This window comes from uncultured Faecalibaculum sp. (assembly GCF_910588395.1).
In the GTDB taxonomy this organism is placed as follows: Bacteria; Bacillota_I; Bacilli_A; order Erysipelotrichales; family Erysipelotrichaceae; genus Faecalibaculum.
This window is the reverse complement of sequence record NZ_CAJUPA010000027.1, coordinates 1-20,266: the sequence shown is the minus strand read 5'-3', so window position 1 is coordinate 20,266 and position 20,266 is coordinate 1. Positions and strand designations below refer to the sequence as shown.

Sequence of the window (20,266 nt, the reverse complement as noted above, 5' to 3'; positions counted from 1 at the left end):
TGTCCCTGACTCAGCAGGTTTTCAGCATGATCGTGATCATGCTGATTTTTCTGTCGGCATTCTTTGCCTTCTTCATTTCCGATTCCATTGACAGAACCATCACCGACCTGATGTACTCCATGATGGCCAGTGACCAGAAGCCCATTGCGGCGGTGCTGACCGGTGACATGGATGGCAGGGACCGGGAGTATCTGAGCACCTATCTGCGGGCGGATGAGACACAGACCAGTTTTCTGGTGGATGACGGGGAAATCATCATGGCCAGCAGGTCGCCGGAACAGGAAAAGCAGGTGCAGAACTGGCTGCTGCATCAGGCGGACAGTCTGGAAGAGGCCCTCCCGGATGCTGTCCGGGAAGGAATCTGCCGGCAGGGGGGACGGGAGTTTTACTACCGGATGGAGCGGCTGCCGGGAGAAGACGGACCGCTGATTCTGGTCACATACATGAGCGATCTGTATGCCAGTCAGTTCCGGGAATCTCTGATCAATTCAACAGTCTATGTGATCATCATCGTCTTCTTCCTCATGCTCATGGCCACGCTCATCTGGGTATTCTCCATCATCCGGCCGCTGAATCAGATCCGCAGCTACATCAGCCAGATCAAGCAGGGCAAGGATGTGGATCTCTACATCAACCGGGGAGATGAAATCGGAGATCTGGCTCAGGAGCTGGTGACCATGAAAGACGAACTTTCCAGACAGGACAAAGCCAAGGAAGAAATGATCCACAACATCTCCCATGACCTGAAAACCCCCATTGCCACCATCAAGTCCTATTCGGAATCCATCAAGGACGGCATCTATCCCTATGGCGATCTGGATTCCAGCGTGGATGTGATCCTGCACAATGCCCAGCGGCTGGAGGAGAAAGTCCACAACCTGCTGTATCTGAACCGGGTGGAATACCTGGTCAGCAGTGATGCCAGCGGTGTGGTCACAAACATGAAAGACGTGGTGGAACAGGTGGTGCTGAATTCGGCTGTGATCCGGCCGGAGATTGAAATCATCACCGATGTGGAGGAAGTGTTCTTTGACGGTCTCATCGAAGCATGGCGCGTATCCATTGAAAACATCATGGAAAACGCATTCCGGTACGCCAAGACCTACATCCGCATCGAGGTGCGGGAGAATGATCTCCGGATTTCCAACGATGGACCGAAAATGCCGGAGGACCGGATAGACGCACTGTTCCGTCCATATGAAAAAGGAGAAGGGGGCAGATTCGGTCTGGGCCTGTCCATCGTTTCCAAAGTCACAAAAGCCAACAACTATCTGGTTCAGGGCTACAACCTCCCTGATGGCGTATGCTTCCGGATTTACCGGCCGGTGAAGAAAGAACCGGGAAAACAGAAAAGGAGAAATCAGAGAAAATGAAGGTGGGCACCATTGGCACAAGTGTCATTACGGAGCGGATGATCGATGCACTGAAACAGGCAGGCAGCGAAGTTGTTGCCGTGTACTCCCGCGGGGCAGACAAAGGCCGTGAATTTGCGGACAGAAATCAGGTGGACCGTGTCTATACGGACCTGGACTCCATGCTGCAGGATCCGGATATTGACACGGTGTATGTCGCCAGTCCGAATTCGCTGCATTATACCCAGACCAAACAGGCGCTGGAATCCGGTCATGATGTGATCTGCGAGAAACCCTTTACTTCCACGACGGAGCAGGCGCAGGATCTGTTTGAGACCGCCAGCCGTTACGGGCGCAGAGTCTTCGAAGCGATCACGACGCTGTACACCCCCAACTACAGGCTGCTGCAGAAGAGTCTGCAAAGAATCGGAGAGCCCAGGATCGTGACGGCAAACTTCTCTCAGTATTCTTCCAGATACGATGCCTATCTGAAGGGACAGGTCACCAATGTGTTCGATCCGGCGTTTGACGGCGGCGCACTGCGGGACCTGGGCGTATACAATCTGCACTTTGTCACCGGTCTGTTCGGAATGCCCGAAAAAACGTTCATCTGTGCGCAGCACGGAGACAATCAGGTGGATCTGGGGGAAACAGTCATTCTGCAGTGGCCGCAGATGCATGCGGTTCTGACCTCCGCAAAGAACTGCAGCGCCCCCAACAGTGTGCTCATCGAAGGGGAGAAGGGGACACTGATGGTCAATTCCAGCCCGGGCCGGGTACAGAATCTCCGTTTCATTCCCCTCAAAGGCGACATGATCGGAAAGAAAGACACAGATGCTTCCGAAGATGCGGGCATCCGGCAGCTGGACAATCACATGGTGTATGAAGTGCAGGAGTTTCAGCGGATTCTGGATGAAAATGACGAAAAGAGCTATCAGGCTGCCAGAGATCAGACGATGCTGGTGATGCAGCTGCTGGAACAGCTGGAGCGACAGCACAGGTCCTGAATCGAATCAGCACAGACAGAAAAAACGGGAAGGATGACCGCATGATGGCCAGGTCCTTCCCGTTTCTGTGTTCAGAAATTCAGATTTCTTTCCGGGCCAGCCCGCCGCTGTTTTCCTCATGGACGAAAACCAGCATCTTTTCGCTGCTGCAGGATGGATCGTACCGGTAGCCCAGTTCATCAAATCCGGCAAGTTCCGCCGCTGTCTGCACCTGGTGCTCTGCCATCCACCGGACCATGGCGCCCCGGGCCATTTTGGCATAGACGGCTGTTTCCTGCAGTTTGCCGTTTTTCTGCCGCAGAAAGCGCACCTCTGTCACTTTCCGGAACTGCCGCACCGCTTTGGCGTACTCGGCACTGGCCAGGTTGATGACTTCTTCTGTATCCGGCAGCAGGTTCTGCAGGGGCTTTTTCCACCAGGCATACAGATCAAAGGGACCCCGGGTTCCCATTTCCAGCCGGTAAGGGGTAATGCCATCCAGCGGTGAAAGTGCACCGTACAGACCGGAGAGAATCAGCAGATGATCGCTGACATACTGCATCATCTCATCGGTGAAGACACCCGGGGCCATATACCGGTAGGCAATGCCGGAAAATGCCAGCAGAGCCGGATACTTCTCTGTTTCCCGCCCCTGCTTCAGCGCCTGAAGATGATCATACACCGGTCTGGCCACGGCGTCGGAGACTTTGTACAGTGCCTTGAGTCCGGGATAGTCCATATTCTGCAGTGTTTCCAGCAGAGGCACTGACTGTTCCTGGAACCGGGGGACGGTCATGGCCAGCCCGTGTTTGTCGTCCAGGGTTATTTTCTTCGCCGGAGAGAGGAGGATTTTCATCAGTTCTCCTCCCGCAGGTGTTCGCAGGTCACGCTCAGGATGCTGGCAATGTGATCGTCATCCAGGGAGTACAGCGCTGTTTTGCCTTCCTTGACACTCCTGACCAGATGCGCCTGTTTCAGGGATTTCAGCTGATGGGACACAGCACTCCGGGACATGCCGGCCACATTGGCCAGATCCGTTGCGCACAGCGGGCCTGATTCCAGTGCCGTCAAAAGCCTGAGACGGGTGGAGTCTGCCATGACTTTGTAAAAGGCAGCCAGGGCTTCAATGTCGGCAGGGCAGGGCATATGCGCCAGCGCTGTCTGCACCGCCCGGGCATCCTGTATTTCATACGGAAACAGTTCCATGTTCTGATTGCTTGTCATACCTGTTATTATACCAAATCCGGACCAGAGCCGGATCGATGCTGTCAGCTGCGCAGGGCCGGCGGTTAGTCGTGGTATACTTTGTGCGGTGATGAATGTGACTTTGCGAAATGCAGAACCGGGCAGAAGAGTCCGCGTTCTTGATATTGATCTGGCCGCAGCCCCGCAGCACCGACTGCGGGCTCTGGGCATGATTCCCGGAACGAAGGTTTCTGTCCTGCAGAAAAAGCGTTCCGGTACCCTTGTCATCAATTTGAGAGGAACCCGGTTTGCCCTGGGCTCTGCCATGGCTGAACGGATTGGAGTGGAATATGTCTGAACAGCATGCACCGAAAGCCGCTGCCGGCGATTTCAGAATGTCACAGACTCCGGCAGAAGAACTGACCATTGCCTTCATCGGCAATCCGAACTGCGGCAAAACCACGCTGTTCAATGCCTACACCGGCGCGAATCTGAAGGTGGCCAACTGGCCGGGGGTCACTGTGGAACGGGTGGAGGGAGCCATTGAGAGCCATGGCCGGAAAATCCGCCTGGTGGATCTGCCCGGAACCTATTCGCTGTCTTCCTATACCATGGAGGAACAGGTGTCCCGGCAGTTCATTCTTTCCGATCAGGTGGATGTGGTCGTGGATGTGGCGGATGCCTCCAGTCTGGAGCGGTCGCTGTATCTGACGCTGCAGCTGATTGAACTGGGAAAACCGGTGGTGCTGGCGCTGAACATGATGGACATTGTGGAAAAGCGGGGCATTGATCTGGATCTGCACCGGCTGCAGGAACTGCTGGGGATTCCGGTGGTTCCGGTTGTGGCACGGAAAAAGAAAGGTCTGCGGACCCTCCTGCACGCAGCGCTCCACCAGCATGAGGATGGGGATGCATCCAATCACCGTCCCCGGGCGGTGGACCGGGAAGCGGAACTGGAGCATGTCACGGAATACGCAGCAGACATTGAAGCGCACATCCGGGATCTGGAGCAGAAGCTGCCCGCTGATACAGCCAATCCCCGGTACGCTGCTGTGGGACTTCTGGAACACGATCCTGAGCTCATGACACTGTATCCGGATCTGTCCAGAGAGGCACCGGATTTCAGCGACCGGATCATCAACGGGAAATACGATGCCATTGAACGGATCATGCCGGAGGTGCTGCTCGGCAAGGAAGCCAGCGATACTTTCACTGACAAAGTGGATGACATTGTGCTCCGGCCTGTCTGGGGGATCCTGATCTTTCTGGGTATCATGGGCCTGGTGTTTGCCCTGACGTTCAACGTCGGGGACTGGCTTTCAGCCTGGCTGGAAGAACTGATAGACTGGTTCACGCAGGGTGTGGGTTCGCTCCTGGAAGGCGTTCATACTTCGGACTGGGTCATCAGTCTGGTCTGTGACGGGATTATATCCGGTGTCGGGGGAATTCTGACTTTTCTGCCCAATGTCACGATTCTGTTTATTGCCCTGGCATTCCTTGAGGATTCGGGCTACATGAGCCGGGTCGCCTATGTCATGAATGACATCATGGAGCGGCTGGGGCTCTCGGGCCGGGCATTCATTCCCATGGTTCTCGGCTTTGGCTGCACGGTGCCTGCTGTCATGGCAAGCCGGACACTGGAATCCCGCCGGGACCGCTTCCGTGTGATGCTGGTGACTCCTTTCATGAGCTGCTCCGCCAAACTGCCGATCTACATTCTGTTTTCCGGCATGTTTTTTGGCAGCAACGCCATGTGGGCGGCGTACTCCATGTATCTGATCGGGATTCTGATGGCTCTGCTGATCACCTGGCTGCTGCATCTGACTGACAGGTATGAGGGAATGCAGCCGCTGCTCATCGAACTCCCGGCATACAAGCGACCCTCCGCGTATACCATTTACGTGTACGTCCGGGACAAGGTGAAGGACTTCCTCACGAAAGCCGGGACCACGATTTTTGTGGCCAGCATCCTTCTGTGGCTGCTGCTGCACCTGGGTCCCTCCGGCATGATAGAGGATGTATCCCGGTCTTTTGCCGCAGTCATCGGCCGAGGCCTGTCGTGGATCCTGGTCCCCTGCGGACTGGGATTCTGGCAGATCGCCGTGGCCCTGCTGGCGGGCATCAGCGCCAAGGAAGTGGTGGTATCCAGCACGGCAGTGCTGTTTGGAATTGCCAATGTCAACAGCTTCGGCGGCATGCAGCAGCTGCATCAGGAACTGCTGCAGATCGGGTTCGGTCCGCTGAATGCCTGGTGCATGATGCTGTTCTGCCTGCTGTATGTACCATGTCTGGCAGCTCTGGCGACCATCCGCCGGGAAGGGGGTGCACGGCAGATGATTGCCGGCATCCTGCTCCAGCTGGGAGTTGCCTGGGTCACAACGTTTGCAGTGTGGCAGATCGGATCGCTGTTTCTCTGACTGCGCCCGGCCTGACAGGCTCTGCCGATGGCGGCTGTGTGGGTGCGGGAGATTTCATCCCTTGAGACTTGTCTGAAGGCGTCTGATTCCTTTGCGGAAGAAGGCGCCTTTTCTGCTGTCCTGCCGCTGTTTTTCCGGACATGCAGGGAAAGCCGGTCAGCATCAGCAGGGAAACAAAAAATGCAGAAATTCACTGTCATACAGTTGAATGAGCGTTCAACTGTTGATACAATACAGACAACAGTTGAACAGCGATTCAACCAAGGAGAAGAGCAATGAAAAAAACATACAAAATGGAAGTGGACTGCGCCAACTGCGCTGCCAAAATCGAAGATGCCATCCGAAAAATCGATGGCGTCAATGAAGCCCGTGTCAATTTCATGACACAGAAACTCGTTCTGGATTGTGATGAAGCCCGCCTGAACGACATTCTGAAAGAAGCCAGGAAGGCCTGCCGGCGGGTGGACAGTGACAGTGAGCTGTACTGCTGAGGCAGGGTTCCATGACAAAAAAACAGAAGAAAGGCCTGCTGCGGATCGGAATCACAGCCGGACTGTATGCAGCCGGCATTGCTGCGGAACACGCAGGCTGGAACGGCTATGTCTGGCTGATGGTGGCAGGCTATGTGCTGATCAGCTATGATGTCCTGCGCAAATCCGCCATCAACATTGCCCATGGGGAGGTATTTGACGAGAACTTTCTCATGTCCGTGGCCAGCCTGGGGGCTGTGGCTCTGGGACAGCTGGATGAAGCTGTGGCTGTCATGCTGTTCTATCAGATCGGAGAGTGGTTTCAGTCCTATGCCGTCAGCAAGTCCCGGAAATCCATTGCCGCTTTGATGGACATCCGCCCGGATTATGCAAACATTGAAGAAAACGGAACGATCCGCCAGGTGGATCCAGAAGAGGTGCAGCCCGGAACTGTCATTGTGGTGGAACCCGGAGAACGGGTTCCGCTGGATGGGGTTGTGGAGAACGGAGATTCCAGTCTGGACACCTCGGCTCTCACCGGTGAATCAGTTCCCCGGCATGTCCATCCCGGTTCGGAAGTGATTTCCGGGTGCATCAATCAGACCGGGGTGCTGTATGTCAGAACGACCAGACCCTATGGTCAGTCCACGGTGGCAAAAGTCCTGGAACTGGTGGAAAACGCCACGGACCGCAAGGCACCGGCAGAGCAGTTCATCACCAGATTTGCCCGGGTATATACCCCGGTAGTCTGCGGACTGGCCCTTGGACTGGCTGTACTGCCTCCCCTGCTGTTTGCCCAGCCCTGGCACGTATGGATCTACCGGGCGCTGACGTTCCTGGTCATCTCCTGTCCCTGCGCCCTGGTCATCTCGGTTCCCCTGTCCTTCTTCGGCGGAATCGGCGGGGCATCCAAAGCCGGAATCCTGGTGAAGGGAAGCACCTATCTGGAAGCCCTGGCGGATGTAAAGACCATGGTGTTCGACAAGACGGGAACCATCACCAAAGGAACGTTCCAGGTGACGGATATTCAGCCAGCGGATCTGTCCGCTGACCGGCTTCTCGTTCTGGCGGCTGCCGCCGAGAGCCATTCCAGTCACCCCATCGCCCAGTCCATTCTGGAAAAAGCCCACAAGCTGCCAAACCAGCCGCTGCCGGCAGCCGGGAAGGTACAGGAAGTGGCAGGTCAGGGTGTATCAGCCCTGGTGGACGGCTCCAGGGTCCTGGCCGGCAATGAAAAGCTGATGATTGAAAGCGGCATTCCGGCGGATGTGCTGCCGGAAGGATCCGGGATGGGAACTGTGGTCTATGTAGCTGTGGATGGTGTCTATGCCGGGATGATTGAAATCTCCGATCAGATCAAGGAAGATTCCCGGGTTGCCCTGACTCTGCTGCGGCAGTATGGCCTGAAGAAATTCGTGATGCTCACCGGAGACAACGAACAGGTGGCCCGGCGTGTTGCCGGTGAAGTGGGCATTGATGAATATCACGCCCGGCTGCTGCCGCAGGATAAAGTGGAAATCCTGACACATCTTCTCGAGCAGAACAAAACCGCCTTTGTAGGCGACGGCATCAACGATGCGCCGGTCCTGGCAGCAGCGGATGTCGGCATTGCCATGGGAGCTCTGGGCAGTGATGCGGCCATCGAAGCAGCAGATGTGGTTCTGATGAAAGACCGCCTTTCCCAGATTGTGACGGCCATTGCCATTGCGCACAAAACGCTGCGGATCGTGCGCCAGAACATTTTCTTCGCCATTGCGGTGAAAGTGCTGATCCTGATTCTGGGTGCACTGGGGTTGGCCAACATGTGGGCTGCGGTGTTCGCGGATGTGGGTGTCGCTTTCCTGTGCATCCTGAATGCCATGCGCTGCCTGCGGGTTCCTGTCATTTCTCTGGACAGGAAATAATTCGCGGATTGTTCAGCAAATCATTCGAATTCCTCCAGGGATTCATGGTATTGTAAATCATAAGCATCCAGTGACGGATGCGCATGGAGGAACTGAAATGAGTTTAGGAATGCATTTTTTCAAGGTCCCCGAAGCTCTGCTGGTTTCGAAGGGCTACACTTCTCCCAGAGTGGATGATACCGACTTTCTGGGAACCATCATCGGCACGGAGGAAGTGGGATATCTGAATTCAGCCTGGGGAATTCACATCTGGCTGATGAACAACGGAGAAGTACTGCACAAAAGAGGGGATCCGTTCCGTCTGACAAAACCGGTTCTGGAAGCGCTGAAGTCCATGCTGGAAACTGCGGCAGACGATGCGAAAATCGTACCCACAGGCGCCGAACCCGATCCGGACAATCTGGTGCTGCGGTACAAAAATGCCTGGAAGGCAGAGAATCCCGAAGGACTTGTCAGACATTTTCCCTACAAGTTTGACAACATTACTGCCGGTGATGTCATGGAAGGTCTGAATGTGACAAACCGCATTCTGGAAACCACAGACTTCGACAAGGATCAGATCTGGTATTACCCGTTCTACTGATCAGCCGGTCAGCATCTGCTGCAGAGAAGAAATACATACAAGCCGGGAAGACAGCGCACCGCCGCGTTTGTCTTCCCGGTTTTTCCTGCAGATGGCTGGTGACAGTATGCTATAATTTGCCCATGAATCGTGACAAAAGACCGATCATCATCCATGTAGCCTGCGGTCTGCTGGCTGCAGCCTTTGCGGTGTTTTCTCTTTTTGCTTTCCGGACAGGTGCCACGGCGCTGGGGGTGGTGATCCTCGTGTTCCTTGCGGCGGTCTGTGCCGCGTGGGTCTGGGCGCTGCATTCTGTGCGGCAGGAAACCGCAGACCCGGCAGTCAACGGGGATGAAGCTGAGGCGGTGTCGCTGCTGTTTTCCAGACTGAAGCCGAAATGCTTCCGGACACAGATCCGGGAATGCCAGAAACAGCTGGCCCGGCTGCAGGAAAAGACGGCAGCAATGGATCATGTTCTGCATGACGTATTCGGAGATTCCGCCATTTCCATCGACAAGTTCATGACCGGACTGCGGCGGGCCCGGATGCTGTTTCTGGCCAACCAGAAGCAGATTGCAGACAGGATCCTTCTCTTTGACGAGGAAGGATACAGAAAAGCTCTGAAGCAGGGAACTGTACCGCCGGCAATGCAGGATGCCTTTGCCTTCATTGATGCCAAGATTGCGGAAAATGAAGCCATTCTGACAAGAATCGACGAACTGAATACCAGAATTCAGGCTCTGAAAGCAACACCGCAGCTGGCAGACGGCAGCGCCATGCGGCAGCTGGACGAGCTGATTGAACAATCCGGACTGTACAGACAGGGACAGCCGGTACATAAGAAGGAGACAGACTGATATGGCATTTACAATGGATGTGGATGAACTGAACAGCGAAGAGGTGCTGCAGCCTCTGCAGCCTGAACCGGAAGTGAAGGAAAAAATCGAAACACAGGCCCAGGCCAACGCGAAAGAGGTCATGGACATAGATCTGGATTCTCTGGCACAGCGCCGGGAAATCACCAGCATGATCGATGGCTTCGGGACGGATATAGTCCGGCGTTCCTCGGAAAAGAACGAACTTCTGTCCACCACATTGGGGACACTCTCCAAACAGGGCGGGGAATCCAGCCAGGTGGTCAATTCACTGACGGAACTGGACAAACAGGTCAGGGATCTGGATCCTTCCGGTGTGGACTTCGGCCGGACCGGCTTTCTTTCCAGATTCACGAACCCGGTCCGCAGCTACTTCCAGAAGTTTGAAAAAGCGGACGGGATGATTGAGAACATCCTGGAGAACCTGGAACGCGGCAAGCGCACCCTGCAGAATGACAACACAACACTGGAAATCGAACAGATGTCTCTGCGGGATCTGACAAAAAAACTCAACAAGCAGATTGAACTGGGCACCCAGATGGACGCGGCGCTGGAGCACAGCATCGAGCAGGCGAAAGTATCCAATGCAGATCCGGACCGCATCAAGTTTGCGGAAGAGGAAATTCTGTTTCCCCTGCGGCAGCGGGTCATGGACATGCAGCAGATGCAGGCGGTCAACCAGCAGGGATATCTGTCCATGGAAATTGTCCGGCGCAACAACAAGGAGCTGATCCGGGCGGTGGAACGGGCGCAGAATGTGACTGTTTCGGCTCTGCGCACCGCTGTTACGGTTGCCAGTGCCCTGTACAACCAGAAAATCGTTCTGGAGAAAGTGCAGGCTGTCAACAAGACGACCAATGACCTGATCAAGTCCACCAGTGAAATGCTGAAGACACAGGGAGCACAGATCCAGCAGACGAGCATGGAAGCCAATATTTCCGTGGAAACGCTGCAGGAAGCTTTCCGGAACACCTTCGATGCCATGGATGCCATTGATGCCTACAAACAGAAAGCTCTGCCCAGAATGCGCGAGCAGATCGAAGCCTTCCGGGTGCTGGCAGATCAGGGTGAGGAACGGATTTCCCGGATTGAACGGGGTGCCATGGCAGCCGGCCGCATTGAAGACAAACAGTCGTGAAAGACAACTCGTACGTAAAAGCCGGAATCTCCTTTGGCAGTGCGCTGGCGATGGTCATTTCCTATGTGAACTGGCATTCTGTTCTGTGGGCTGTCATCCATGGGCTCCTGGGTTGGATTTATGTGGTTTATTTCGTTCTGAGATACGGTCTGCACTGAGCAGGCGGACTGCATTCCGGCTGGATGACACAAGTCCAATGCGGCAGCCAGAATTGGTTTGACTTGACGAGCCGGATGGAGTCGGGCATAATTCAGTCAACGATAACGAGAAGGCCACGGGATATCCGGATGGATCAGAGAGGAGTGCGGGTGGTGAAAGCACTCTGACGGAACGATGTCTCACTCCCTTTGAATCGCCGGTGAAAGCCAGTGCCGCAGGACTGCGTTACAGTCGAGAGTGCTCCTGAATTCAGGGGAAAAAAGGTGGTACCGCGCGTCTGACGTCCTTTTGCAGTCAGACGCTTTTTTTCGTTCACGTTGTCCGCAGGTGAACCGGAACAGCTGATCCGGGAACGCTGCATCAAGGAGGATTGCCATATGGAAATGGTTGATATTCTGGAAGATGAACATCTGTCAACGCTGAATCACTCCGCTGCCCATCTGATGGCGCAGGCAGTGAAGCGTCTGTATCCCCAGGCCAAATTCTGGGTCGGACCGGTGATCCGGGATGGATTCTATTACGACATCGATCTGGGGGGAGAGTCTTTGAAGGATGAAGATTTGCCCCGGATCGAAAAGGAAATGAAAAAGATTGCCAAGGATGGAAAGCGCATTGTCCGCCGGGAGATTTCCAAGGATGAAGCCCTGGAAATGTTTGCGGACGATCCCTACAAACTGGATCTGATTTCAGGTCTGGAAGATGGTACCATCACGGTCTACTCCCAGGGAGAATTCACGGATCTCTGCCGCGGTCCGCACGTGGACTCTGTCAAAGAGCTCAAGCATGTCAAACTGCTGAAGCACTCCGGTGCCTACTGGAAAGGTGACAAGGACAACCAGATGCTGCAGCGGATTTACGGTGTGGCTTTCGATACGAAAGAAGATCTTGATTCACATCTGCAGGCGCTGGAAGAAGCAAAGAAACGGGATCACAAAAAACTGGGACGGGAAATGAATCTGTTCACAGTGAGCGAATATGCCCCCGGCATGCCGATTTTCCTGCCGGATGGAATGATCCTGCGCAACACGCTGGAACAGTACTGGTATGCAGAACATGCCAAAGAGGGGTATCAGTTCATCAAAACCCCGATCATCATGAGCCGGGAACTCTGGGAAACCTCCGGTCACTGGGATCACTACAAAGCCAACATGTACACCACAAAAGTGGATGACAGAGACTTTGCCATCAAGCCCATGAACTGCCCGGGCGCCCTGCTGGTCTACAACAACGGGCTGCACTCCTACAAGGATCTGCCTCTGCGCATCGGCGAACTGGGGCAGGTCCACAGACATGAAGCCTCCGGCGCCCTCAACGGACTGTTCCGTGTCCGGACTTTCACGCAGGATGATGCCCACATTTTCGTGACACCGGATCAGATCGAGAGTGAAGTGAAGGGTGTTCTGGATCTGATTGACAGAATGTACGGTGTATTCGGTCTGGAGTATTCCATTGAACTGTCCACCAAGCCGGAAAAAGACTACATCGGCAGTGATGAAATCTGGGCGCGGAGTGAAGAGGCGCTGGCCAATGCCTGCCGTCATGCCGGCCGGGAATTCAAGGTCAACCCCGGAGACGGCGCTTTCTACGGACCGAAGCTCGATATCCACATCAAGGACTCCCTGGGACGTGACTGGCAGTGCGGCACGGTGCAGCTGGACATGAATCTTCCCGAGCGGTTTGAATGCACATATGTGGATGCAGACGGCTCGAGAAAGACACCGCTGATGCTTCACCGCGTTGTATATGGATCCATTGAGCGGTTCATCGGCATTCTGATTGAAAACTTTGCCGGTCACTTCCCGCTGTGGCTGGCTCCCCGGCAGTTTGTGGTGATTCCGGTTCATCAGCAGAAACATCTGGACTATGCGAAACAGGTTCAGGAGGCTCTGGAAGAGGCCGGGATGCGTGTCCAGGTGGATGACCGCAATGAAAAGCTGGGATACCGTGTCCGGGAAGCCCAGCTGGCAAAGGTTCCCTATCAGATCGTGGTGGGCGACGGAGAGCAGGAAGCCGGAACGGTAACCATCCGAAAATCCGGCAGCCGTGCATCCGAGACGATGCCGCTGGAAGAAGCGATGAAGAGATTCACACAGGAGGTTGATGAAAAATGGCTTTTCGAAAGAGACTGACAGCTGCGCTGTGCGCAGGACTGCTGCTTGCAGGATGCTCTCAGGCAGGCAGTTCGGACAGCACAGAACCGAAGGATACACAGAAAGAACCTGCAGTATCTGAAACCACCCGGATTCTGACCCCTACCGGAGCACCGGCTCTCGGTGTTCTGTTTGGCACCCTGGATAATCCGGATACCACGGTGGAGTATACGGAGGGCACCGACCTGGTGACAGCAGAGCTGGCGAAGACGGATGGCGACTATGACGTGATTGTGGCTCCGGTCAACCTGGGGCTGAAAGCCTACAGCGCTTCGGGCACCTACAAATGTGCCGGTGTTCTGACCTGGGGCAATCTGTATATGATCGGGACCGGGGAAGACTCGCTGTCCAATCCGGAAACCGAAGTGGCTCTGTTTGGAGAAAGTGCAATTCCCGGCATGGTATACAACGCTGTGGAAGCCGCACAGGTGCAGGCTCAGCCTTCCTGGTATCCCAGCGTGGCGGAAGCCAGCCAGTCGCTGCTTTCCGGTCAGAGCCAGTCTGCACTGCTGGCGGAACCCGCAGCCAGTGCCGCCATGGCCAAAAACAGCGACCTGAAGATCCTGGCGGATCTGCAGGAGCTGTGGTATGACGAAAAAGGCACCGATCAGAAGGGCTATCCGCAGGCTGCCCTGTTCGTGAAGGATACGGTCAGCGATGATTTCCTCACATCCTTCCAGGAAGCACTGTCACAGGTATCTCCGGAAGATGCCGGTGAGGAAATGGTGCAGGAAATTGACAACGTCGGTGCAGACAAGCTCGGTGTTCCCAATGCACAGATTGCCGTGAAATCCTGGGCGAGACAGAATATCCGTTTTGTCCCGGCAAAGGAGGCTGCTCAGGATATCGAAACATTCCTTGGTCAGCTGGGAATGAAAGTGCCGGAAAACGCACTTCGAACAGAGAGCTGAAGACAGGAACGGTCTGCAGTACCGGAATCAGACTGACAAACAGTACAGAAGCGACGGCTGGCCCCGGGGTCAGCCGTTTCTTCTGCCTTTGTGCAGGAAAGGAACCGGCATCAGGCAGCTGGCAATGCCTGATACCGTCAGGATGAGCCGGGAAACCGGGTATAATACAGGATAGACACAAAAAGACAGGAGGCATTGCATGCTTAGACCGCTGCACAAAAACGTTATTCTCAGGCTGGAGCACAAAGAGGCTGCGGCAGAAGGCCAGATCATTCTGACCAGTTCCTCCCAGCCGTCATGTCTGGGAGTCGTCGTGGCTGTGGGACCGGATGTGGAGGATCAGGACTACGGTCCCGGGAACAGGGTGCTCTTTCATCCCCATGATCCTGTACATTATTCAGAAGCCGGAACTGACTACCTGATCCTGCAGGATGCAGATATTCTGGCGGTTCAGGAGCAGGATCATGTTCTCTGAAGTCCGTTTTGACAAAGAAGCCCAGCAAGCCCTGCAGCAGGGGGCAGATATTCTGGCTGATGCAGTGAAAGTGACCCTGGGGCCCAGGGGCCGGTATGTGGTTCTGGAAACAGATCATGGCAGTCCGCTGATCACCAACGATGGGGTCACCATTGCATCCAGAATCAGACTGGAAGATCCGTTCCAGAATATGGGTGCCAGTCTGGTCTGTGAAGTGGCAGGCAGAACCAATGAAACAGCCGGGGATGGAACGACGACTGCTGTGGTTCTGGCTCAGGCCATGATCAAAGCCGGACTGACTGCCGCCGGTCAGGGCCTCAACCCGGTTCTGCTGAAAGAAGGCATGGAGGCAGCTGCAAATCAGGCTGTCAGACTGATCCGTTCCGGTGCCCGGCCGGCGGATGCACAGAGCACAGTGGAGAATGTGGCCCGGCTGTCTGCCGGAAGCAGCAAAATGGCTGCGATCATTGCCCGGGCACTGGATGCAGCCGGTCCCCGGGGGCTGGTGACGCTGAAAGAGGACAATGGTCCCGATATCTGGCTGGAGACGCTGCCGGGTATGGAACTTGCCCAGGGGTATGCGTCTCCGTATGTGGTGCAGAATCTGGACACCCCGGTGGTACAGATGAACAATCCGAGGATCCTGATAACTGACCAGCCGGTGGAGTCGCTCCAGGATCTGCTTCCTGTGCTGGAGAAACTCCGGGCTTCCCGCAGCAGCCTGCTGATTCTCGCACCGTCCTTCTCGCAGGAAGCATTGAGCACCATGGCCATGAATCATGCCAGGGACATTCTGCACATTGTTCCGGTCACAGCTCCGGGTGCTGGCAGGGAACGCCAGGCTGGGCTGGAAGATACTGCTGTGGCGACAGGGGGCACAGTCTGCGGGCAGGCAGCCGGAATCCCGTTTCAGCAGCTGGAACTGGAGAATCTGGGTCTGGCCAAGAGTGTAGAAGTATCCAGGGAGAAGACGGTCCTCATCGAAGGCGCCGGCAGCTCTGACCGGATTGCAGCCCGGAAAAAGCAGCTGACGCTGCTGGCAGACAGAGAGGAGAATCCCCTGGAGAAAAGCCGGCTGAAAAAGCGGCTGGCAGCGCTGGAGGGAGCCACGGCTGTCATTCACTGCGGGGGGTGGACATCCAGTCAGCGCAAAGAGCAGAAGCTGCGGCTGGAGGATGCCCTGAATGCAGCCAGATGCGCCATGGAATCGGGAATCACGGCAGGCGGCGGTACCGCACTGGCCCAGGCAGCTTTTCAGCTGCGGTCCACTCTGCAGGAACAGGATCCGGCACGGAAAAAAGGAGCCGAGATCGTATGTGATGCGATGCTTGCGCCAGCCAGACAGATTGCCGACAATGCCGGGTTTGATGGCAGAACCATTGTGGAAGAACTGCAGAGGTGTCCTGCAGGAACTGGATTTGATGCAGCTGATGGAACCTGGAAAAACATGTTCGATGCCGGTCTCGCCGATCCGGCACAGGTCTCCTGTCAGGCGCTGCTGAATGCCACCAGTGTATCCGGTCTTTTCATTACCATGGAAGCAGCAATCGCCCGGGTACCCGGCAGCAGTTCCGAGCCGTATCTGTAAGCCGGACCAGGGACAGGCTGCAGTCCTGGTGTACAACCATATATAAGGAGATGCATATGATGAAAGAAATGATTCTGGCAACAGGAAACGAACACAAAGCCAGAGAATTCCGCGAAATGCTGCCGGGTGTCAGAATCCTCACACTCAAGGATCTGTCCACCCCGATTTCCATTGTGGAAGATGGCACGACCTTCGAAGAGAATGCGCTGATCAAAGCCAGAGCTGTTCATGAAGCAACAGGAATGGCAGCTCTGGCAGATGATTCGGGAATTGAGGTTGATGCCCTGGGAGGAAAGCCAGGTGTACACAGCGCCCGCTGGATGGGGGAGGATACACCCTATGACATCAAGAACGCCAAACTCATGGAACTGACCCGGGGGAAAGACCGGACAGCCCGTTATGTCTGTGCGATTGCCTTTGTGGATGAAGAGGGCAAGGAATATGTGTGCAGAGGCACGGTTGAAGGAGAAATTGCCAGGGCACCTGAGGGAACTGGCGGATTCGGCTATGATCCGGTTTTCTTTTATCCCCCCTTTGGCACAACCCTGGCCAATGTCACCGAAGAGCAGAAACATGAAGTTTCTCACCGGGGAAACGCCTTGAAGCAGTTTCTGCGGGATATGGGTGACCGGCTTTGATTCACATCGTTTTATTCGAGCCGGAGATTCCAGGCAATACGGGCAATATTTTCCGGACTGCCATGGCAACCGGCTGTGTGGTGGATCTCATCGAACCGCTGGGTTTTTCCCTGGAAGACAAGTATCTCCGCCGGTCCGGCATGGACTACATCCGCGATTGCACATATTATCGTCATTCCAGCTGGGAGGAATTTGAGAAAACAGTCACAGGTCCCATGGTGTTCCTGACACGTTATGGCAAACGACCGCCTTCTGCGCATGATTTCCGTGATACGGGTCAGGATCTGTATCTGGTATTTGGCAAAGAAAGCACAGGTGTCGATAAACACATTCTGAAACAGCATCTGAATGACTGTCTCCGCCTGCCCATGGTTTCCGGCGCACGGAGCCTGAATCTGTCCAATACAGTGGCTGTAACCGTATATGAAGTGCTGCGTCAGCGGGAGTACCAGGGGCTGTCCCGGAGTGAGCAGCTGAAGGGGGAATCCTTTCTTGAAGATCTGGAGCTGGACTGACCGCATTCTGTTCAGCACTCCCGAACGGCGGAAATCCACTCTGTCGCTTTTTGTACAGGGATTCTGGATCTGGCAGTGTATCTGGATCGGGGTGCTGTTCTGGCAGATGACTGCAGCCGCTTCTTACGATGGACTGTTCTCCCTGCAGTCAGTCCTTGACAGCTGGAATGGCAGCTTTCTGGTCCGTCTGCTTCTCCAGGCTGTTCAGGGAAGAGTGACTTTGACTGGAGCCGTAAACGGCATGGATGTTTCGGGGCTTGTATTGACGGGTCTGCTGATCTCTGCAGGCCTGAGCAGGAAGGAGAAACTGTGGACCATGGTTTTTGCCGGACTGCTGATTCTGTCCGGGGGAGCGGCCGCTTCCTGCTTCTCGGCCGGGTCACTGCAGTCAGTTGCTGGCCGGCTTCAGATTCTTGGTTATACTGGAAGCGCTGTCATTGTGTGTCTTTTGGCAATATCTGTGTATGGATTTGTCAAAAATACTCTGAATTTTCCCTTAAGCAGCCGGTGAGAACGGCTGTTTTTTACAATTTCTTACGACTTCACACAATTTCCCAAAGTTGTCTGTTATCTCCTTTATATAAAGGAGGCAGGTTTTGAAACCGGTTGAAATTGTCTGTTTTTTTCTGGATGTATTCTGGACAGAAATTTGAAAGAGTTTGTGACAAGTGTTATGGTCACCATGCTAAATGAAGAGGTGAAGGCAATGAAATTCGTTGAGAAACACAGCAAAATTTTAGCCGTGGCACTGTGCATCTGTGCTTCCGGCCCAATCCTCTCCACTGTTTATGCCTATGAGACTCAGCCGGGCTGGCATGGTCAGGACAATGACAGATATTATGTTCTGGAATCCAACCGCCAGCGCGCCACAGGTCTTACGGAAATTGATGATGAAGTTTATTACTTTAATGGACAGGGAGAAATGCAGTTCGGATGGCAGACCATTTCCAATGCGACCTACTATTTTGGGGCCGATGGAAAAGCTGCCAGCGGAGAAACAACGATCCAGGGAACGAACTACAATTTTCAGGACACAGGATCTCTGAAGCATGGATGGTCTGATGATGGTCAGAACTATTTCGATGAAAAAGGCTTCAGAACAACTTCCTCCTGGGTTGATGTCGATGGCGCCCGTTACTGGTTTGACGAAAACGGCAACCGTGTAACTGGCTGGACCGAGATTGACGGCGTCCGCTATTTCTTCGGAGAAGATGGCAAAATGGCAACTGGCGAATTCCAGACGGATGGTCAGACATATTTTGCTTCCGAGGATGGAACGGTACGCTCCGGCTGGTTTGAACAGGATGGTGTAAAGAGCTATTTCAATGACAATGGCTCCAAGGTTGTGAACACCATTCAGGAAATTGATGGAACAACCTATGGATTCGATGAGAACGGCGGCCTGCTGGTCAACACAGAAAAAGACGGCTATGTCTTTGATGGCAACGGAGCCGGCACTGTGATTGCGCCGGAAGAAACACCGGCACCTGAACAGACACCGGCTGCACCAGTAGAAACTCCTGAGCAGACACCTGCTGTTCCGGAAGAAACACCTGCGCCTGAGCAGACACCTGCTGTTCCGGAAGAAACGCCTGTGGCTCCGGAAGAAACACCGGTTGTGCCTGAGGAAACACCGGCAGTGCCCGAACAGACACCGGTTGTGCCCGAAGAAACGCCTGCTGTTCCCGAAGCACCGGTTGTCCCGGAAGAAACACCTGCACCTGAGCAGACACCGGCACTTCCTGAAACACCGGCTGTTCCGGATGTCAACACTGACAAGGCCTCTGCAATTCTGGCCGCTGCCATGGGTCAGCTTGGCGTAAATCAGGACTGCACGATGCTGGTGACAAACTCGCTGCGGGCTGTGGGCATCAACTTCCACGGCTGGCCCAGCGACTATGCTGCTCTCGGCAGCTGGACCAGTGCTCCCGTACCGGGTGACATCATCATCTACAGCGGACATGTTGCCATCTACGCAGGCAACGGACAGGCTGTTCATGGTGGATGGAATGGTTACCAGACAGTTCTGGCTTCTGTGAGCTGTTCCAATACACTCATTGGTTATATTCACGTTGCATAAATCATAAAAGGCCTTCGGGCCTTTTTCTTTTGTATCTGCTAAAACTGTTGATTTGATCGGACAGGATAATGCGATTCCAGCCTGCAGGCTGAACTGTCTGCTTAGATGAGGTGCGACTTTATAGAATTTTCAGAAATCGGCAGAGCTTTTTCAGAATTGGAAACTCACAAATATGGTAAAGTATGTGAAAGGGGGAAGAAACATGGAAAAATCACTAGGAAAAAAATCCAGTATCATATTTGGCATTCTGGCGCTGATTCTTCTGATTGGCGTTTCCGGTTCTCTGCTTCTGAAAGCCCCGGAAGCAGCTGGCGGACCATTACAGACAAATGCCGCTGCTGCTGTCAACTTTGAACCAGGCAGTTACACGGCGCAGCTGAATGTGGATATACTGGCAGGACCTGATACTGGTTCTGCGGCTATTGGCAGACTTCAGAAAAGCGCAATCTTTACGGTTTATGAAGTCGTGCAGCAGGGAGACTGCTGGTATGGCAAAATTTCGCAGACAGCAGATAACTGGGCCTTGCTGAAAGACAGCAAAATCAATTACGCTACTATGACACCGGCAGATCCGCAGTGACGCGAATCTGCAGATTCCGAGAACCGGCCTGACTGGTTCTTTTTTATATCTGCACCCAAACGGAGGACAGATATGGTAGAAGATGTCTGCACCGGTTTCAGAAAAACGGCCGGCAGGATACACAGTCAGGGATTCTGTTCATGATTTCCAGTTGATGGAGAAACCAGACGGTGGTATTATAAGTGAGCCGCAAGTCAGTTGAACTTATCAACTGAATCAGAGAATTGAATGAATAAAAAGTTCAAAAAAAGTCGTTGACAAGCTCTTGCGGATGAGTTATG

At 54.4% G+C, this 20,266-nt stretch carries 20 protein-coding genes; 18 read left to right on the top strand and 2 right to left on the bottom strand.

The window, feature by feature from the left end; all coding sequences use genetic code 11:
• Nucleotides 1-26 precede the first annotated feature (26 nt).
• Both QZ305_RS08275 and QZ305_RS08270 read left to right on the top strand, forming a co-directional pair.
• Complete coding sequence (locus tag QZ305_RS08275) at nucleotides 27-1,373, top strand: HAMP domain-containing sensor histidine kinase (protein ID WP_294731256.1); 1,347 nt, start codon at nucleotides 27-29, stop codon at nucleotides 1,371-1,373.
• Complete coding sequence (locus QZ305_RS08270) at nucleotides 1,370-2,359, top strand: Gfo/Idh/MocA family protein (RefSeq protein ID WP_294731255.1); 990 nt, start codon at nucleotides 1,370-1,372, stop codon at nucleotides 2,357-2,359. The genes QZ305_RS08275 and QZ305_RS08270 overlap by 4 nt, the downstream gene beginning before the upstream one ends.
• A gap of 79 nt (nucleotides 2,360-2,438) precedes the next feature.
• On the opposite strand, the gene yaaA is transcribed toward QZ305_RS08270, so the two are convergent.
• Both yaaA and QZ305_RS08260 read right to left on the bottom strand, forming a co-directional pair.
• Nucleotides 2,439-3,194, bottom strand: a complete 756-nt coding sequence (gene yaaA, locus QZ305_RS08265; RefSeq protein WP_294731254.1) for a peroxide stress protein YaaA — start codon at nucleotides 3,192-3,194, stop codon at nucleotides 2,439-2,441.
• Complete coding sequence (locus QZ305_RS08260; protein WP_294731253.1) at nucleotides 3,194-3,562, bottom strand: helix-turn-helix transcriptional regulator; 369 nt, start codon at nucleotides 3,560-3,562, stop codon at nucleotides 3,194-3,196. Before QZ305_RS08260 ends, yaaA begins: the two co-directional genes overlap by 1 nt.
• 91 nt (nucleotides 3,563-3,653) lie before the next feature.
• Here QZ305_RS08260 and QZ305_RS08255 point away from each other — a divergent pair, with 91 nt between their 5' ends.
• From QZ305_RS08255 to QZ305_RS08180, 16 genes are all read left to right on the top strand, one after another.
• Entirely contained in the window at nucleotides 3,654-3,881 is a 228-nt protein-coding gene (locus tag QZ305_RS08255; RefSeq protein WP_294731273.1) for a FeoA family protein, read from the top strand.
• Nucleotides 3,874-5,940 carry a ferrous iron transport protein B gene (gene feoB / locus QZ305_RS08250; protein ID WP_294731252.1) on the top strand — a complete coding sequence of 689 codons (2,067 nt, stop codon included), beginning with the start codon at nucleotides 3,874-3,876 and terminating at the stop codon, nucleotides 5,938-5,940. Before QZ305_RS08255 ends, feoB begins: the two co-directional genes overlap by 8 nt.
• Nucleotides 5,941-6,215: 275 nt before the next feature.
• Nucleotides 6,216-6,431, top strand: a complete 216-nt coding sequence (locus QZ305_RS08245; RefSeq protein WP_294731251.1) for a cation transporter — start codon at nucleotides 6,216-6,218, stop codon at nucleotides 6,429-6,431.
• 11 nt (nucleotides 6,432-6,442) lie between these two features.
• Nucleotides 6,443-8,314, top strand: coding sequence for a heavy metal translocating P-type ATPase (locus tag QZ305_RS08240; protein ID WP_294731250.1), 1,872 nt, complete (start codon nucleotides 6,443-6,445; stop codon nucleotides 8,312-8,314).
• A 97-nt stretch (nucleotides 8,315-8,411) separates the two neighbouring features.
• On the top strand, nucleotides 8,412-8,897 hold the full coding sequence (locus QZ305_RS08235) for a hypothetical protein (protein WP_294731249.1): 486 nt from the start codon (nucleotides 8,412-8,414) through the stop codon (nucleotides 8,895-8,897).
• A 122-nt stretch (nucleotides 8,898-9,019) separates the two neighbouring features.
• On the top strand, nucleotides 9,020-9,733 hold the full coding sequence (locus QZ305_RS08230) for a hypothetical protein (RefSeq protein WP_294731248.1): 714 nt from the start codon (nucleotides 9,020-9,022) through the stop codon (nucleotides 9,731-9,733).
• Between the two features lies 1 nt (nucleotide 9,734).
• The gene (locus QZ305_RS08225) at nucleotides 9,735-10,889 is read left to right on the top strand and encodes a toxic anion resistance protein (protein WP_294731247.1); all 1,155 of its coding nucleotides are present in this window, start codon (nucleotides 9,735-9,737) and stop codon (nucleotides 10,887-10,889) included.
• Nucleotides 10,886-11,047: a hypothetical protein gene (locus QZ305_RS08220; RefSeq protein WP_294731246.1), complete on the top strand. Its 162-nt coding sequence runs from the start codon at nucleotides 10,886-10,888 to the stop codon at nucleotides 11,045-11,047. The genes QZ305_RS08225 and QZ305_RS08220 overlap by 4 nt, the downstream gene beginning before the upstream one ends.
• A gap of 384 nt (nucleotides 11,048-11,431) precedes the next feature.
• Nucleotides 11,432-13,177: a threonine--tRNA ligase gene (gene thrS, locus QZ305_RS08215; protein WP_294731272.1), complete on the top strand. Its 1,746-nt coding sequence runs from the start codon at nucleotides 11,432-11,434 to the stop codon at nucleotides 13,175-13,177.
• Nucleotides 13,156-14,109 carry a hypothetical protein gene (locus QZ305_RS08210; RefSeq protein ID WP_294731245.1) on the top strand — a complete coding sequence of 318 codons (954 nt, stop codon included), beginning with the start codon at nucleotides 13,156-13,158 and terminating at the stop codon, nucleotides 14,107-14,109. Before thrS ends, QZ305_RS08210 begins: the two co-directional genes overlap by 22 nt.
• A gap of 199 nt (nucleotides 14,110-14,308) precedes the next feature.
• Nucleotides 14,309-14,584 carry a co-chaperone GroES gene (locus tag QZ305_RS08205; RefSeq protein ID WP_294731244.1) on the top strand — a complete coding sequence of 92 codons (276 nt, stop codon included), beginning with the start codon at nucleotides 14,309-14,311 and terminating at the stop codon, nucleotides 14,582-14,584.
• Complete coding sequence (locus QZ305_RS08200; protein ID WP_294731243.1) at nucleotides 14,574-16,172, top strand: molecular chaperone GroEL; 1,599 nt, start codon at nucleotides 14,574-14,576, stop codon at nucleotides 16,170-16,172. The genes QZ305_RS08205 and QZ305_RS08200 overlap by 11 nt, the downstream gene beginning before the upstream one ends.
• A gap of 56 nt (nucleotides 16,173-16,228) precedes the next feature.
• Nucleotides 16,229-16,810: an RdgB/HAM1 family non-canonical purine NTP pyrophosphatase gene (gene rdgB / locus QZ305_RS08195; protein WP_366096892.1), complete on the top strand. Its 582-nt coding sequence runs from the start codon at nucleotides 16,229-16,231 to the stop codon at nucleotides 16,808-16,810.
• Nucleotides 16,807-17,325, top strand: coding sequence for a tRNA (cytidine(34)-2'-O)-methyltransferase (locus QZ305_RS08190; protein ID WP_294731242.1), 519 nt, complete (start codon nucleotides 16,807-16,809; stop codon nucleotides 17,323-17,325). Before rdgB ends, QZ305_RS08190 begins: the two co-directional genes overlap by 4 nt.
• A 706-nt stretch (nucleotides 17,326-18,031) precedes the next feature.
• The gene (locus tag QZ305_RS08185) at nucleotides 18,032-19,405 is read left to right on the top strand and encodes an NlpC/P60 family protein (protein WP_294731241.1); all 1,374 of its coding nucleotides are present in this window, start codon (nucleotides 18,032-18,034) and stop codon (nucleotides 19,403-19,405) included.
• 202 nt (nucleotides 19,406-19,607) lie between these two features.
• On the top strand, nucleotides 19,608-19,985 hold the full coding sequence (locus QZ305_RS08180) for a hypothetical protein (RefSeq protein WP_294731240.1): 378 nt from the start codon (nucleotides 19,608-19,610) through the stop codon (nucleotides 19,983-19,985).
• Nucleotides 19,986-20,266: the final 281 nt, after the last annotated feature.